Below are 15,846 nucleotides of genomic sequence, written 5' to 3' on the forward strand. Positions count from 1 at the left end.
ATGGAAGGAGAGTGAGCGTGATGAACATAGGCTGGCGAGAGCATCCCAAACGATGGATCATCCTGTTAATTGCTGTTTGTTGTTTCGGTGCAGGAATCTGGCTTATCTTCAACCGAAGTGAACAACCCGCTCCGCCACCGGTTGTGGACAAACAGAGAACGTCCGAAGTCTGGCTAACCACGGGAGATCAGCAAAATCTGCTTACACCACAGAAGCCTATTCCAATTACAGATCACCATGAGGCAGAAACAGGCTCTTCAGTTTTTTCAACGCAGGAGCCAGACATTTCTTCGTCAGCGTTCACCATACAGATTGACCCGCACAAGACGTATCAGACCATGGATGGATTTGGCGCAGCGACGACGGGTTCATCTGCGCATCTAATCAACGAGCTCCCAGAGGAACAGCAAGAGCAACTGCTGAAGGAACTGTTTACAACGGAAGGGCTGAACTTGGATATGGTGCGTCATACGATTGGTGCCTCCGATTATTCGGTAGATGAATCAGGCGCCGCTTCAAGCTATACCTATGATGATATCGAATCCGGCACGGATTATGAGATGGAACACTTTTCGATCGATAAGGATCAGGACGTTGTGAATATGTTGGAGCGTGCAGTTGGGTTGAAACCGGATCTTAAAGTGCTGGGCACACCGTGGACGGCCCCGGCCTGGATGAAGTACGGGGAAGAGAAGACCACTAACGGCTGGTATCTGGATTACAACAAACCCCGGGTGTATGAAGCGTACGCGAGATATTTTGTGAAATATATCAAAGCTTATCAGGCAAAGGGCATTCCCATCTACGGGATCACGTTGCAAAATGAACCGGAGTTCACCTCGGATAAATATCCGAGTATGAGTATGGGTGCCGAAGAACAAGCGATGTTCATACGGGATTATCTCGGCCTGGCGCTACAGGATGCAGAACTGGACACACGAATCATCGCGTATGATCATAACTGGGATCAGGCGGTCGAATATACTGGCAAGGTGCTGGGTGATGAGCAGGCTGGTGCCTATGTCGATGGAACTGCTTTCCACTGTTATGCAGGTGATCCATCTGCCATGTCGGAAGTGCATGAGCGCTTCCCAGACAAACATATCTATTTTACCGAATGTAGTGGTGGGGAGTGGAGTCCTGATTTTGGCGAGAATCTTAGCTGGCAAATGTCCAATCTCATCATTGGTGCACCTCGCAACTGGGCGAAAAATGTGCTGCTCTGGAACATTGCACTTGATCGGCAAGGTGGACCCACGAACGGTGGCTGTGAGAACTGCCGTGGGGTTGTGACGATTGACCCGGAGCGTGATGAAATCACCAGAAATGTCGAGTATTATGCGTTAGGCCACATCAGCCGTTATGTGCGTCCGGGAGCTGTGAGAGTTGAATCCACGCAAGAACAGGGCAAGATCGAGAACGTAACCTTCCGCAATCCGGATGGAACGATGGTGCTGGTTGCAGCTAATACGGGTGAGGCAGAAGTTTCCTTTGATGTAGTCATGGGCGGAGATTCGTTTCAATATACACTGCCTTCCCAGTCGGCAGCAACCTTCCGTTGGAAACCAAAGACGGGGGTAGAACGTTGACTCAAGATTGGAAATTATGGGTACAGATTGAATGATGGACATGGTAAAATAAACATTGAGTTATTTCAAATATGATGTATTAAACATGTCCGATCCCAGGATCGGGCTTTTACATAACCTTTTACTTTTAATAGAAAAGGAGAATACGTTGGACATGTTAGTCGTTGCATATCGGGAACAGGATCATGACAAGTTGGTTGGAATCTGGGAGAGTGCTGTGCGGGCAACCCATACGTTTTTGGAAGAGCATCACATTCAGTTCTACAAAAAAGTGGTGAGTGATGTGTTGCAACAAAAACAAGTTGAGATTTGGGAAGTGCTGAATACGAAGCAACAACCCGTGGGTTTTATTGGTGTGGATGATAACTTTATCGAGATGTTATTTGTAGATCCGAGCCAACACGGACAGGGTCTGGGACGTCTGCTAATAGACCATGCCTTCAAAATCAAAGGCCGTCACCTCAAGGTGGATGTTAATGAGCAGAATACTGGGGCAGCCCGATTCTATGAAAAGATGGGATTTGTACAGATGGGGCGGTCTGAATTGGATAGTTCCGGTAATCCGTTTCCGCTGTTACATCTGGAGATCAAACAGGAAGAGGCCGAGAGATTGCCGTAATGGATAGACCATGAGTTATAGATGACCAGGATGAGGAGTGTGCAGGATGACACAGATCAAGGTGACACCGGAACAACTGGAGACGGTCAGTGGGCAGTTCGCTCAGGCACATCAGCAATTATCGGGCTTCATGTCCACATTGGACGGCAAGATGAGTGTCATGCGCAGCAACTGGGATGGCATGGAGCGTGAGCGTTTTTATAACGATTATTCAACGGCTCAAGGCACGATGAAATCTGTACTGGAACTGGTTCTGTCCATTCAGTCGGAGCTTAAGAAAATTGCCGAGCGTTTCCGCACGACAGATGAGGAGGCGGTGAGCCAGGCAATCATGACGGCGCTGACCGCAGCGCGGGCCTTATCAACCATGGGCAAAAATAAAGGCGATGATCTGGACAAAACACCAGGTCCACCAAAGAACATGGATGAATGGGATGAGAAGGATGCCGAGAAATACCAGAACTATGAGGAAATGCTGAAGAAAGCCAAAGAGATGGGTGACGAAGAACTGGCGCAGCAGATTCAGGCCAGCATGAACATCATTCGGCTTCAGTATGAAGATGTAATCTATCAGACTGACCCCAACACGGGCAAGACGTTAAAAATAACCGAGGATTCCATCGTCGGTACGTATCAGGTGAAAAGCGACAAGGGCGAAACGACCACCATCAGTCTGGATAAACAGGGCAATGTGGTGGACTATACCAAAGATACGGAAAAGTATAAGTATTCGGAGCAAACGCACACCACCAGTCAAGGCGAGCATCTCTTTGGCAAAGCAGCACAAACGGCTACAGCCTACGGCATTGGTCTGCTGCTCACAAGCAAGACGGGCTCTGCCTTCACGGAACATGCGACAGGACTAGGTTCATCCTTCGTCGCGGACAAATTCCTGTTCTCCGTGCCGGAGGAAGGCGAGACACGTACGATGATCTACCGCACCAATAAGGAAACGGGAAAAATGGAAAATATGATCGTGGTCACGCGTGGCGACAACGATATTGAATATACTCCGTGGCGGGATTACTTCTAAGCCACGGATGGGGTTGGCAAGCGGGCAACACAGGGCAACCTGGTTGCGGCCCGCTTGCCGACCCACCGCATGGAGCCATGTGGTTGTGTGACACATGGCTATGCGTGTGGAGGGCAGGCGGCTTATCCATGAGCCTGCGCCTGCCTATAGAGAAACACCCCGGCAACCTTCTCCCTGAGATGGGAAGGATGCCGGGGTGTTTTGGATTCTTCTTACCGATTAGCCACGGTCAACGGACCGGACTGTAAGGAGATCTTTTTTGCCAAAGATTAATGTGTCTCTTCATCCAGAAACGGTTTGTTCACCGCATAATACATAAATCCCATCAGCAGCACACCACCCACCAGATTGCCGAGCGTCACAGGAACCAGGTTATGGATCCCCCCTTCAAACAAGATGATTCCCAAGTGGTTCAGTACACCGAACAAGTCTATGTATCAAGTAGCTGAGGACTTGCAGCAGACAAAGATTATTCTTGCTGAGGGCGTGTTCTACAGCGGTGATATGATGCGGACAGGTCAGCGACAGACTTGATGAACTGAACAACGTGGATCAGCTTAATAAGGTAGGACTGCCTGGCGGGGATAGAGCGGTCTGATCCGGACAATAACGGTAGACACATGCCTTACAACTGCGGCGACTGGATCCATTTACGCGACGGAGGACAGATCTGCATTCCTGAAAATGCGAGAAATACCAGAGTTAAGTTCGCCCGAAGGCAGGTACGATAAATTCTTTTCCGTTGCTGTCCTCTGCTAGTGTTAAAAACACTCCGTAACTCCTTATATTGAAAGGTAATTTAGTATGTGTTTCTATGTTCAGAAAGGTGATCACGTTGAGAAGGACATCCATAGCACCTGTGATCATTGTGACTACTTCCGAGTGAATGTTATCTCAATTGGATTTGAGATGGACTGGTGGACAGTCGAAGTGGTCATCAAACAAATATAAGGAGTGATTGTAATGGCTGACGTTAAAGTGCCAGTGCCATTGGCATCGTGGTACAAGCCGACCAACGGTGATGAAGATCAGCTTACCCGTTGGGATATTGGCGTTGTAGATGCTTCCCAAGCATCTGAGATTGACACTTTCTTGATCTTTAATAACCGTAAGGGTCTTGAAGATGTACCGGACATGCAGAATGCGGCAATCATGACGAAAGACTCGAATGGCGGAAATACCGGAGAATTGGTAGAAGGTCAGTGGATCGAAGTCAGAGTTGACGAGATAGATACTGGATTCAACAAGATTGGGTGGGACTCCATCGAAAACGTTGCAGTTTCTCGGCCAATTAAGACCACCGGTAGCACGACAAATGTAGACGGTACGTTTACACCTAATGTCGGTTCACACACAACAACGAGCGGTGAAGTCAGCTTGCTCGGAGTCAAGAATGACGGAGATCTAATCAACGCCAAAGGTAACTACGTCAAAGTGCAACTCCTCTGCCGAATTCCAGGTAATGCTTCGGCTGGTCTAATTAATTTTCGTACTCGTATAACCTATCAGTACGTGTAAGAAAACATCCAATGCAATGGAGGTTACCCTATGCTGACAAAAATTAATCCATACTCTTTTGTGGATCAAGACTATATTTGGATGGGTGAGTATTCCGATGGTACTCACCTTTCTGAGTACCACTATCAAACGAAAAAACGAGGAGATTTCAACACGATTAGAAAGGAGTCGCTCATTCGCTTCGGTCTTATCGGAAACGGCATGAGACTTTATCACGAAGTGCTTGGAGGTTTCTTCCATCTAAGAGGTCAGATATACGAGATTGTCTACAAGGTAGGCGATAAAGAATACTACCTGACAGGTCAAAGCCAGCTTTATAACGATGTCATTACGTACAAGGATGCGGAAGCGTGGGCGAATTTTAATCAGCGAGATAATACGAATTTCCCAAGCAGGGTTACTGCTTTCAACACTGGATACAAAAAGAGCCTTAAAATTGATGGGATCAACTTCAACTTTAAGGCCATTATTAGTGTCCCGTGCAACAACGTACCAATTAATTTGACGGTAAGGACTGTAGCCGACACGGATCTTGACGGTAGGTTGGTGATTAAGCGTAACGGAACGCAGGTCGCTGAGTTCGATGCTCCCCTGAGAAAGGGTATGGGAGGGCAAGTCATGTGGTATGTGAGGTGGTAACGAATGGCTATTTACTCAGGTAAGTCTACACTCCACGACTACTTGGTGGGGGAAGACATCCCAAATGGTACTCATGTACTTGAAGTCAACGGCGTGAATATAGACATTGAGATGTGCAACTACTTGGATGACTTTGAAGTAGATACTCAGGCGGTCGAAAACATCGTACCCGTGCTAACCAGCAACACTGCCAACGTAAACTTCAAGGCATCTGCAAGTTCAGAATATACCGTATCCCCTGGCTACCTAGCATGGAGAGCATTCGTTAGCGGTGTTAACGGGACAATCTGTTGGGCTACCGCGCAGTTCAATACTACGGGCTGGCTTCAAATGACCATGGTTACAGCAAGACGTGTGTCTCTCTACTATCTGTGTGGGCAGACAGGTAGACCCCTGGGTAGTCCTAAAAACTGGACATTTGAAGCATCTGACGATGGGGAGAAATGGACTGTGATAGACACCCGTGAACATGTTACCGGTTGGGTGGACAATACTTGGAAGGGTTTCGCTGTACCTGTTCAAAATATCGGGCTGTATAAAATGTACAGACTCAATGTGACAGCCAACAATGGGGATACCAATTTCCTGACCATTGGTGCTATGCAACTGATTGACTCATTTGGAGATGAGACCCTTGACTCTAAAATGCTCGTGCTTAAGTTCCATAAAAACCTAACGGTCAATACTGGCGCTACCCTCATACCGAGGGTTAGAAAGAAGGGCATGACCGTTTACGTAGGAGGCAAGCTAACCAACAAAGGGACGATAAGTATGACGGCCAAGGGAGCTATAGCAACCGGACAGAACGTCTACCTTTATCAGAACAATGACGGGTCATTTGAGTACGTTCCAGCTATGGGGGCTGTAGGCGGTACGAGCGTTACAGGTGGAGCACAATCGGTTACTAACGCTGGCCGGACAGGTGTAGCGGGCACGGCAAGAAGAACCGGCGGTGGGGGATCTGGTGGTGGAGGAATGTCAAACCCACATACAGGTACTTTCATTACAGGCAGGGGCGGTACTGGAACATCCTATTCCGGTGGAGCAGGTGGCGGTGGAGCATGGTGTTACCGTGGGAACGCTTGGGCAGGAGCGGGTTCAGACATAGGCGGTGCTGGTGGTAACGCTGCATCAACCTACGGAACTTCTCGTCCTGTTGGTGGCGGAGCAGGTAACGGAGGAGGCACAGCTCTCGGCGGTTTAGTAGGTGGAGCAGGGACGGGAGGCCTCCTAATCATCTACGCAACTATTTTTGATAATACAGGCACCGTTTCTTCTATAGGATCGGTCGGAGGGGCTGGCGGTAACGGGGGCGGTGGTTCGTCAGGAGGTGGCTCGATCAACGTCTTCTACACAACCCTGGTTAACAGGGGAACCACAAATGCTAACGGGGGAGCAGCGGCTACTGCTGGTAGTACAGGTGGAGCAGGGACGATTACCTTCTCTCTCATGGAGAATACAACAAGATTTGATGGCGGTCTGGACGTGACATATACACACACTAATGACGTATTTCTTTCAGGCATCATTAATGACACCATTGGGCTAGATGTACAGTACCGAATCACCGTAAACGATGACCAAGTATTTCCTCAAAGTGGATTTACGGACTTAGCCCCAAGAGATCTGCATGTTAGGTATGACATAGCGAATAGCTTACTCCGTTATGGGATGAATACGGTCAGATTGTTCGTAAGAAATAGCAACGGCAGAGAGTCAGTTTACTTGTATACTGTCGCTCTAGAAAGCGTAGAGCCAAGTATTACGGCTTCAATGATAGGGATGCGTCTGGATGTTGTTGTGGAAGATCCTGAGATGGACAGAGTTAGAATTCAAGTAATTCTAAATGGGGTTATTATCTACCCTGAGCAGGGCGGGTACTCCGAACTTACTGAATCCCCGCTAGGGTACAGCAGAACGCTGTACAGTAATGAAGTTGTAGTTGATGCGGATAATACGATTGAGGTCGTTGCTATGGATTCGTATGGGGCACAGACAAGTACTTCTCTGACATTTACAGGCTCCTACTCAGGAGTTATGTTTTCGGATGAAAACGGAGTCTTTTATTCGGATGACCTGGGCAATGTACTTAACTACCTTAACATCGGATGGCTGGCTTTCGGAGAGACGTCGGCAGTACATGCAATAAATGTCATTAACCGGACAGGAACCGTGCTAGGGGGATTCGCTCTTTCGTCGAATATGGACGAACTACCCGCTGACGCAGCAATTGAGTTCTCACTAAGCAATGAACCATTTACACCTTCCGGATATATCGCTTACTCAGAAGCCTTGTCTCACGAAGACGTTGCAACGTTCTACGTCAGGATGGTCGCAGGGACAGGAGGAGATACGGGCGTTGGGGAATTTGAAATAGCAGTTGACTATTAATAGAAGGTGGCAGCGTAATGGACATCTCTGGAAATTTTGTGTACGACGATAACTACTGGAAGCGGTGGGTATCGGCTATTGAGGGGAATACAATTACTCTCGTTGCTGCGACAGGTGAAGTAGCTATCCAGCCAAACACTTGGGCATTAGTACATGTCCGCTATGGAGCAGCTACGGAAGCAGGTCTTTACGATTTCGTGTACATCACAGCCGTAGAGGATGACGCGAAGTTGACGTTGCTTCGTCCTCCAGTGTCTGTGCAGAATGGGCACATTTTGAATGCCACCTCCGTATCCATTCATGCATGTATTAGCGACAAGCAGGTTAATATCACCCAGGGTAGTATTATAACAAGTAATAATCTTGTCGGCGGGTCTGCCGGAGGAATTATCCCCATTATTTGCGAAGAACTCAACCTTGACGGCGTTGTCAACGTAACGGGAAAAGGTTATCGGGGGGGAGCGGCAGCTACTGCTTTATCTCAGGTCGGTATGCGTGGCGAGTATTACGCAGGAGGATGGAACTCCCGAAGCACAGCACAGCAAGGTAATGGTGGTGGTGGAGGTAGGAACAACTACAATGACGGATACATCGTAGGTACACCTGGAGGTGGTGGCGCGAATGCTGCCGCTGGTGGTGCGGGAACCACTGGCGGTGCAGGTGGATCTGACAATGGTCGTACCAGTTCCGGTAAAGGGGGGAACGGTGGTGGTGTTATTGTTATCCTTACTAAGCAACTGAATGTGGGAGCCGATGGTAAACTCGTCGCCAACGGAGAGAACGGTATCACAGCATTGAGTGAATCGGGGGCAGGTGCTGGAGGTGCCGGCGGGACTATAGTTGTTATCAAGGAGAGCGGAGACACCCCGTCAATGGAAGTCACTGGTGGAGTCAGAGCGTCGAACATTGGATACCCAGGGAAAAATTATTACTCTGGTGCAGGTGGATCTGGTAAAAGTTATGTTGTTCGGCTACGTGACGTTGCAGGAATCACAGGGAGCAGTCTTTACATTGACGGCTTGACCATCTCTCCTACGACTATTAGCGGGGAGGACATCACGATCACCGGAGATATTCCAGATAACTCCCCAATTCGGTACAAGGTCCTTCTTAACAGCGTCGATGTAGACTGGTCGGCATACCGTAATCCTTCCACTTTAAATGAGACAATCTTCTACGATGCTGAGAAGTACCAGCTTGGCAATGGAAACATCGTAGAGGTATTCGCAGAGTCGGCGGATGGGCGATCAGGTTACTTGTTCTCCCCGATCAATGTAATCAACGATCTTCCTGCTATTGAGATCCATGAACAAGGTCTCAATGTCAGAGTCATCATCAATGACCGTGATAAGGTAAAGTACCGAGTGTTAGTGAATGGAGTACAGGAGTACCCATATATGGGGGCTGTTCCGCAGGACATTATCATAGATAACGATAGTGCAGAAGGTTTTTCTTTAGTAAATTCTTGGACTAAAACCTCAGAGGGGGCGGTGGGTCAATCACCTTTCAGTGGTGCATCCTTCCATTACGCTGCCAAAGACACCGGAGCTAGTGCGACATATGTTCCTGGGATTCCAGTGTTCGGCCAGTACAAAGTGTACATGATGTGGCCTAGTCACTATAACCGTGCTACGAATACTCCTATTGACATTAGTTTTGTGGGCGGTAAGGAGACATTGGTCGTCAACCAGCAGGTAAACGGGGGGCTGTGGAACCTAATAGGCACTTACACATTTGACGTAGGAACTGTGGGAAGCGTAAAGATTCGTTCAGATGGTGCTAATGGCTATGTTATCGCTGATGCGATCAGGTTCGAGTATGTTCCTCTGTTTGCAGACATGGGGGAGACTCCAATCGTATGGGAGAAGCAGTACCTGAGCACTCAGGTAAACATTGACGCGGATAATGTAGTAGAGGTATCAGCCATCGACTCCTACGGTGATCAAAGTGTCAAATCGTTTACATTTGTGGGCAAGTATGCGGGACTCATATTTTCGGATGTCAATGGAGAGTACTACTCCGATGACTTTGGTAATGTGCTTAGGTACTTGGAGGTAGGTGTCCTCATTGTTGGTCAGGTTTCGCAGACCTACCCTATTCTGCTTACTAACAAGACATCTAATGCACTAACGAATGTACTTCTGACACCGAACAATAAAACTCTGCCAGAGGGGGTGAACCTGGAGATAAGCAAGATAGAAGATCCCTTCACTCCACAGGATTCACTCTTCTACACTGAGATGCTGAACTACGATGAAGCTGTTCCGTTTTTTGCTCGAATCGTAACGGCTCATACAGCACGAACTGGATACGGGGAGTTCGACATCTTAGTTAAGGGTGATCCGGCATGATAATCTTGATTCCAATACAATGGAATGGTCGTGGTATCTATGGCAAGGAATAGAATGAAGGGTAAGGTCATCCTCAATGTACTTAAAAATGATGATCTTGAGTCAAGTGTATCCCCGCGAATCCACAATGAGTTGCTCTCCAGCGTCTTAGTCAGAACTCATAATAAAATGACTGGACAGGTACTCGTTATCGGGAACACAGATAACGACATGCCTTCAATAGTACAACCTCGACTTTACAATGACTTGTTATCCTCTGTGAAGGTTAGACCACACAGCAAGATGTCAGGTCTCGTGGAAATTATGGAACCTCCTGCAATTACGGTAAGGTTGTCACCGATTGAGGACACATACGCAAGGCAGGACATGCCAAAGCTGAACTATGGATACGATCACGATACGTTTGTGGGCGCGAAATCTAATGGCCAGCTATATCGCACGTTCATGAGGTACGACATTAGTTCGATTCCGAAGGATAAGAAGATCAAGAGCGTGAAGTTGAAGTTACACCTTCTCAACTCGCTACCTGCCATTCCGATAGCCATGTATGACGTGGCTAAGGGGGAAAAGTGGAACGAGTACGGACTGACATGGGATAACCAACCAGCAGTAAAGGACCTCATTAAGACTTATGACGGAGGAACGTATGCAGGTGAGACGGATGTTGATCTCTTGACCTATGTGACCGAATGGTATGAAGGCAAGCGTCAGCATAATGGCTTCTCTTTACGAGCACTCAGCGAAGCAATGCCTGGACGTTTCAAGCAGTATGGAACCCGCGAGAGCGACCTAACACCAGTGCTAGAGATTACATACTTCGATCCAACTGTCTACAGTTACAACCGGAGTGAACTGCGAAGCAGTGTATACGTTGTTGGATTGAAAGACTACGACCTCGTGTCCTCCATAGTCGTTGCAGGATATGCAGGGGAGTATTATCTTGACGGCAGCGTAACTGTCAGAGATCCGAAGACTCCAGTTAGGCATGAGATACCTTCATCGGTGGCTGTCAATAGAAACTACCTTCCATCGTCAGTATTCGTCATGGGCACAGGGGAGAAGGAGATCAACGCTTCCGTATCTGTTCGTGTAGGAGACGGAGATGGTCTCGTTTCATCCGTCATTGTAAATAGACGTTATATTGATGGTGAAGTATACGTTAAGCCTCATGAGGATATAGACTCTACTGTAGTCGTCAAAGGGAAGATGGAGGATGACTCATACGGGTCAGTCATCGTCAATGCCCCTAATCGAGAAGGTAGTGTTTACGTAAGGCCATACAGCGACCTGAGTACCACTTTAACGATCCGTTCGGAAGATTACGATGAATTGTATGGCTCAGTCATTGTGAGTGTCCCTGAGCGTGAAGGATCTGTCTACGTAAGGTCGTACACTGACTTGGATGGTTGTGTTAATCCACGGATTATGGGCGATGACTGGTTGTCTTCAAGCGTCTTCGTAATTTCAGAGATCATTAACTCGGTAGTCATTGTTAGGCAGTCCGATGTGTCAGACATGCTTTCGTTCGTTTTCCCTCGTGTACCAGACAAAACAGATTTGAATGGTATTGTTATCTCAAAGGTTCCGAAAGACAGTGACCTTCCCTCATCCGTGGCAATCCGAAATGACCAATTCTATGACTTAGATGGGTCGGTAATTCCATGTATTTTGACTGCATCGGATATCCCATCCAACGTAGAAGTTGAAATCGCGTCTAACTTGCCATCCAGCGTAACCGTTCGTGCATGGCTGGATTCGGATATCCCTTCTTCCGTTGGGGTCAGGTACGGCGGAGAACACGAGATCAAAAGTTCCGTCTCCATTAGGGCATTAGGCTACCGTGACATAGACTGCTCAGTGACTGTTAGAGTTCAGACAGACACAGACATCCGAGGGTCAGTACAGGTAAGTGGAGAACAACTAAACGACCTGCTTTCCATCGTCAAACCAAGGGTTGCAGGAGCCGAAGATCTCCCTTGTACTGTAGATGTGTCAGGTGATGTAGGGTATGCCTTTATTATGTAAAACAAAGAGCCTATCTTTTATCAGATAGGCTCTCTTTGTATCTATTTATAGAAGTGAGATATGATATTAGTTAATGTAAAATTGACGGGGGACAGGCTGGAAGGAGGGCTTTTTTTGCCAGAGATTAATGTGTCTCTTCATCCAGAAACGGTTTGTTCACCGCATAATACATAAAGCCCATCAGCAGCACACCACCCACCAGATTACCCAAGGTTACGGGTACCAGGTTGTGAAGCACACCTTCAAATGAAATAGTCCCTGGGTGATTCAGCACAAGCGCAATAGCGAACGTACACATATTGGCAATGCTGTGCTCGTATCCCGAGATGAAGAAGCAGAACACAAAGAGCATCATGGCAAACATTTTGGCTCCATTCTCCTTCATGAACATCGGGACAAAGAACGCCATACATACGAGCCAGTTACACAAAATTCCCCGGAAAAAGAGCTGCATGGTTGGAACTTCCATCTTATGCTCCACCACGCTTAACAGAAAACCGTTCACCTGAGACGAGTCGAACAATCCCGTCAGGTAGATTAACAGGGCAAACACAGCTGCGCCCATCAGGTTACCGCTATAACTCGCAATCCATAGCTTGATCACTTCGAACCAGCGCAGTTTTTTGCGCAGCGCCGCATACGTGTAATAAAACGTATTGCCCGTGAACAGGTCACCCCCGCCATAGGCGATCAGAATGATGGCCGCGCCAAACGTAATGGCTGCCATCGGATAGGTAAACGGGGACTGCTCCATATAAAAGAAGTTACCTGTCTTAAACGCCACGATGACGCCGAATCCGATAAACATACTGGCCAGCATGGAGCGTGCAAGGTACCTGATTAAACTTTGTTTGTAAATCTTGTGTTTCTTCAGAGCTAGTTGTTCCACGTTGCGTAAAGCTTCCGTCTCCATAATTCTCCTCCAATATTTAAGTTGAATGATTGCATTAACTTACAAATCTCACCAAGTTCCTTTTATTATAACGATTTTTGAGATAGTAACACGCTTTTTCAGAAAAAGAATATCTTTAACCAATTTAATCTTATTTTGGATGTGAACTTATAATATGTGTTCATATTGTTTGCATTTTTTGAATAGTTATTTGCATATTTTTTTCGTTCCAAAATCCCGAAATTTATATAAAACAATCTGTGCCCATGTTAAGTGAAATGTGTATGGGTTACATCGATATAATCTTCTTTTATCTGGTTTTTTTACTAGTTGTTTTGTTCAGAATTTGTTCAGAGCATCTTGATAAAATTTGTGCGGAAAACGAAGTTTTATTGGGAGGAACAAATATGAATCAGGATTGGAAAAAAGTGTTGCTGACTTCACTGGTAGTAGGCATGCTGTGGGGAACTCAATTTGTCAACGCAGCAGAGCAAACCGGAGAAGCAACAGTCTCCGTATCATCGGTTTTTACAGATCAGAACGATATACGATCGTCCTCTCTTCAAGCAGTAAAGGAAGCAGTAGAGAAAGGGTTGATCTCGGGTTATCCAGATGGATCATTTCACCCGGACAAGCCTTTGACTCGGAGAGAAATGGCTGTGTTGTTGGCCAAAGCATCACAATTAGAGACTGATAAGACTTCCAACACTGGGCTTAACCATTCAGATTGGGCCACTCCTTATATTGAAGCAATCCGTCAAGAGGGATGGATGACCAGTGATGCAACAGGTAATTTCCGTGCTAACGATCCGATTCGTCGTGAAGAGCTTGCTTCCATTTTGGTAAGAGTTACAGGAACACAAGGAGCAAAGGGAGGCCAACAGCAGACGCTTGCAGATGAATCTACGATAAGTGGTTGGGCTAAAGAACAGGTACATACGGCGTTGAAACTGGGTTTATTGGATTCCAATGAGGGGAAATTCGAATCCAAGGCTTTGGTGGAGCGGCAAGATATAGCAAAAGTTCTCGTTGATGTTTTCCAGACGGGTGAGCGGACAGCCTTTTTGACTGCACTGGACGGAGATATTGCTTATGTGGATGGACGTCCATTTGTGATTAGTCAGGCATTGCAAAGAATTTTGAATGACGAGAACAAAGAAGCATTGCAGAACGCAGTAATTACTTATGATGCACGTACACGTAACCTGTCTGCCTTATCAGAAATCCAGATCACCCAAGCAGGCACGCTACAAAATTACGTGAAATTGAATATGGTCGGTACCTCCTATCAAGGTGTGGTCACAGTCTCTTCAAATCATGTTGCTCTCAAGGCTGATACCTTGTCCAAGGTTGTATTAAAGCCAGGCGTAAGTGCGATAACGATTGATGGAGATATCGATGCGGTAACCGTAGATACGACTGACAAAGTCACTGTTCTAGGAAGTGGAACGTGGAAGGAAGTTGTGCTAAAAGACGTGAAATCCATTATTCAATTACCGGCAAGTGTAAAAACAAATACAGTTATTCTTCCAAAAGGCGGCGTAACCTCACAGATCATTCGTAGTGCACCGCCACTAACCGCACCATCCAGCAATACCGTGGCAAGCAACTCCAATACTGGCTCAGGATCATTGACACCAACTCCTACACCGACTCCAGAACCTGAGCCGCCGGTTATTGTACCTCCGTCTCCTCAGAATAAACCGCCTGTTGTTCAGTCTAACATCTCTGACATGATGGTGGTTTTCGGACAAGGCATGCAAGAGGTTGATCTTGGAGCTGTATTTACTGATCCAGATGAGGATGAGCTAAACTATGAAATTACCGAAATCGATCATAACATCGCTACTGCGAATATTCAGCATTCAAAATTAAAAATTGTGGACGTTGCTATAGGGCAAACCACGGTTACGGTGAAAGCTGCAGATGGAAAAGGAGGAAGTGTATCGGCTACATTCATTTATTTGGTAAAACCGGCCTTTGTTCCACCACCATTCCCGCCTTTACCGCCTATCATCATCCCACAACCACCAATCAACCATGCTCCTGAAGTGGTAAAAACACTGCCAACTGTTGTGGTTGAATTGGGTACCGTGAGTAAGACAGTTGATTTGGCTGATGTGTTCGCTGATATGGATGGCGACATTCTATCGTATTCAGCGCAATCTTCTGATCCCGCTGTGGTAGAAGTGAGTGTACAAGGAGATATATTGACTTTAGATCTCAAGAACGTTAATGGTTCTGCCACCGTTAGCGTCAAGGCTACTGATCCCGCTGGTAAAGACGCTGAGACCACATTCACGGTTAAGGTGGAGGACCCGGATGCAGGGAAGGGCCTGTTTATTTCCGAGGTGGTCTGGGGAGAAGGCACTACTCAGGCTATCGAACTGTATAATCCAACGTCCAAACCAATTGAACTCAGTCACTTTGAGATTAAACGTAGTGATATAGACGATCCGATTACGTTTGCTTCTGGAACTATCATTGCACCTTATAAAACAATGGTCATTGCCGATGACTCCACAGATTTCCCGATCAATGAGGACGAAATCTATTATATGTCTTTTAATTTTGATATTGATCAACCCCAAGACATTACTTTGATACTCTATCAGATTAACGATGGGGAACCTATGGATACAGCCATCTTGAAGCCTGCGCAATCTTTAACAAGGACGTCAGGCAATGTTCATGGTGATGCAAATTATGACGGGGCACGATGGATCCAACAAGGAGAGAACTATTACAACGGTCTGGGTAACTACACATCCTCACCTTTGATTCCTTAA

12 protein-coding genes and 1 pseudogene are annotated in these 15,846 nt (G+C 46.9%); 11 read left to right on the top strand and 2 right to left on the bottom strand.

Annotated features, from left to right (window positions below; genetic code table 11):
• The first annotated feature begins 20 nt into the window (after positions 1-20).
• The 4 genes from ACETMN_RS04755 to ACETMN_RS04770 all read left to right on the top strand — a co-directional run bounded on the left by ACETMN_RS04755 (position 21) and on the right by ACETMN_RS04770 (position 3,489).
• Positions 21-1,589: a glycoside hydrolase family 30 protein gene (locus tag ACETMN_RS04755; RefSeq protein WP_091015976.1), complete on the top strand. Its 1,569-nt coding sequence runs from the start codon at positions 21-23 to the stop codon at positions 1,587-1,589.
• Positions 1,590-1,743: 154 nt separating this feature from the next.
• On the top strand, positions 1,744-2,208 hold the full coding sequence (locus ACETMN_RS04760) for an acetyltransferase (RefSeq protein WP_373419830.1): 465 nt from the start codon (positions 1,744-1,746) through the stop codon (positions 2,206-2,208).
• A 46-nt stretch (positions 2,209-2,254) separates the two neighbouring features.
• The gene (locus tag ACETMN_RS04765) at positions 2,255-3,241 is read left to right on the top strand and encodes a WXG100 family type VII secretion target (RefSeq protein ID WP_091015973.1); all 987 of its coding nucleotides are present in this window, start codon (positions 2,255-2,257) and stop codon (positions 3,239-3,241) included.
• Positions 3,223-3,489, top strand: coding sequence for a hypothetical protein (locus ACETMN_RS04770; protein ID WP_143786515.1), 267 nt, complete (start codon positions 3,223-3,225; stop codon positions 3,487-3,489). The genes ACETMN_RS04765 and ACETMN_RS04770 overlap by 19 nt, the downstream gene beginning before the upstream one ends.
• Positions 3,490-3,510: 21 nt before the next feature.
• Here ACETMN_RS04770 and ACETMN_RS04775 read toward each other — a convergent pair.
• A pseudogene (locus tag ACETMN_RS04775) lies at positions 3,511-3,627 on the bottom strand (transporter); the annotation flags it as partial.
• Positions 3,628-3,637: 10 nt separating this feature from the next.
• Between ACETMN_RS04775 and ACETMN_RS04780 the strand changes: the two are divergent.
• From ACETMN_RS04780 to ACETMN_RS04805, 6 genes are all read left to right on the top strand, one after another.
• Positions 3,638-3,775, top strand: coding sequence for a hypothetical protein (locus ACETMN_RS04780; protein ID WP_411735840.1), 138 nt, complete (start codon positions 3,638-3,640; stop codon positions 3,773-3,775).
• A 429-nt stretch (positions 3,776-4,204) separates the two neighbouring features.
• Positions 4,205-4,759, top strand: a complete 555-nt coding sequence (locus tag ACETMN_RS04785; RefSeq protein ID WP_053061450.1) for a hypothetical protein — start codon at positions 4,205-4,207, stop codon at positions 4,757-4,759.
• A gap of 30 nt (positions 4,760-4,789) precedes the next feature.
• Positions 4,790-5,398 (top strand): hypothetical protein, encoded by a 609-nt coding sequence (locus ACETMN_RS04790; RefSeq protein WP_091015971.1) that lies wholly within the window; start codon positions 4,790-4,792, stop codon positions 5,396-5,398.
• 3 nt (positions 5,399-5,401) lie between these two features.
• Entirely contained in the window at positions 5,402-7,789 is a 2,388-nt protein-coding gene (locus ACETMN_RS04795) for a hypothetical protein (RefSeq protein ID WP_091015969.1), read from the top strand.
• A gap of 17 nt (positions 7,790-7,806) precedes the next feature.
• Entirely contained in the window at positions 7,807-10,140 is a 2,334-nt protein-coding gene (locus ACETMN_RS04800; protein ID WP_411735841.1) for a hypothetical protein, read from the top strand.
• 54 nt (positions 10,141-10,194) lie between these two features.
• Positions 10,195-12,165 (top strand): DNRLRE domain-containing protein, encoded by a 1,971-nt coding sequence (locus ACETMN_RS04805; protein ID WP_091015966.1) that lies wholly within the window; start codon positions 10,195-10,197, stop codon positions 12,163-12,165.
• Positions 12,166-12,289: 124 nt separating this feature from the next.
• On the opposite strand, the gene ACETMN_RS04810 is transcribed toward ACETMN_RS04805, so the two are convergent.
• Complete coding sequence (locus ACETMN_RS04810) at positions 12,290-13,078, bottom strand: formate/nitrite transporter family protein (RefSeq protein ID WP_017690511.1); 789 nt, start codon at positions 13,076-13,078, stop codon at positions 12,290-12,292.
• Between the two features lie 386 nt (positions 13,079-13,464).
• Here ACETMN_RS04810 and ACETMN_RS04815 point away from each other — a divergent pair, with 386 nt between their 5' ends.
• A complete protein-coding gene (locus ACETMN_RS04815; protein ID WP_179198499.1) occupies positions 13,465-15,846 on the top strand; it encodes an S-layer homology domain-containing protein in 2,382 nt (793 codons plus the stop codon).

The sequence above is a fragment of the Paenibacillus sp. M2 genome (genome assembly GCF_046713495.1).
GTDB lineage: Bacteria > Bacillota > Bacilli > Paenibacillales > Paenibacillaceae > Paenibacillus > Paenibacillus amylolyticus_B.

Bases quoted from the DNA above. Each gene is read 5' to 3' on its own strand.
- ACETMN_RS04790 (WP_091015971.1), top strand. From the start codon at position 4,790: ATGCTGACAAAAATTAATCCATACTCTTTTGTGGATCAAGACTATATT.
- ACETMN_RS04780 (WP_411735840.1), top strand. From the start codon at position 3,638: ATGATTCCCAAGTGGTTCAGTACACCGAACAAGTCTATGTATCAAGTA.
- ACETMN_RS04760 (WP_373419830.1), top strand. From the start codon at position 1,744: ATGTTAGTCGTTGCATATCGGGAACAGGATCATGACAAGTTGGTTGGA.
- ACETMN_RS04800 (WP_411735841.1), top strand. From the start codon at position 7,807: ATGGACATCTCTGGAAATTTTGTGTACGACGATAACTACTGGAAGCGG.
- ACETMN_RS04810 (WP_017690511.1), bottom strand. From the start codon at position 13,078: ATGGAGACGGAAGCTTTACGCAACGTGGAACAACTAGCTCTGAAGAAA.
- ACETMN_RS04765 (WP_091015973.1), top strand. From the start codon at position 2,255: ATGACACAGATCAAGGTGACACCGGAACAACTGGAGACGGTCAGTGGG.
- ACETMN_RS04795 (WP_091015969.1), top strand. From the start codon at position 5,402: ATGGCTATTTACTCAGGTAAGTCTACACTCCACGACTACTTGGTGGGG.
- ACETMN_RS04815 (WP_179198499.1), top strand. From the start codon at position 13,465: ATGAATCAGGATTGGAAAAAAGTGTTGCTGACTTCACTGGTAGTAGGC.
- ACETMN_RS04785 (WP_053061450.1), top strand. From the start codon at position 4,205: ATGGCTGACGTTAAAGTGCCAGTGCCATTGGCATCGTGGTACAAGCCG.
- ACETMN_RS04755 (WP_091015976.1), top strand. From the start codon at position 21: ATGAACATAGGCTGGCGAGAGCATCCCAAACGATGGATCATCCTGTTA.
- ACETMN_RS04805 (WP_091015966.1), top strand. From the start codon at position 10,195: ATGAAGGGTAAGGTCATCCTCAATGTACTTAAAAATGATGATCTTGAG.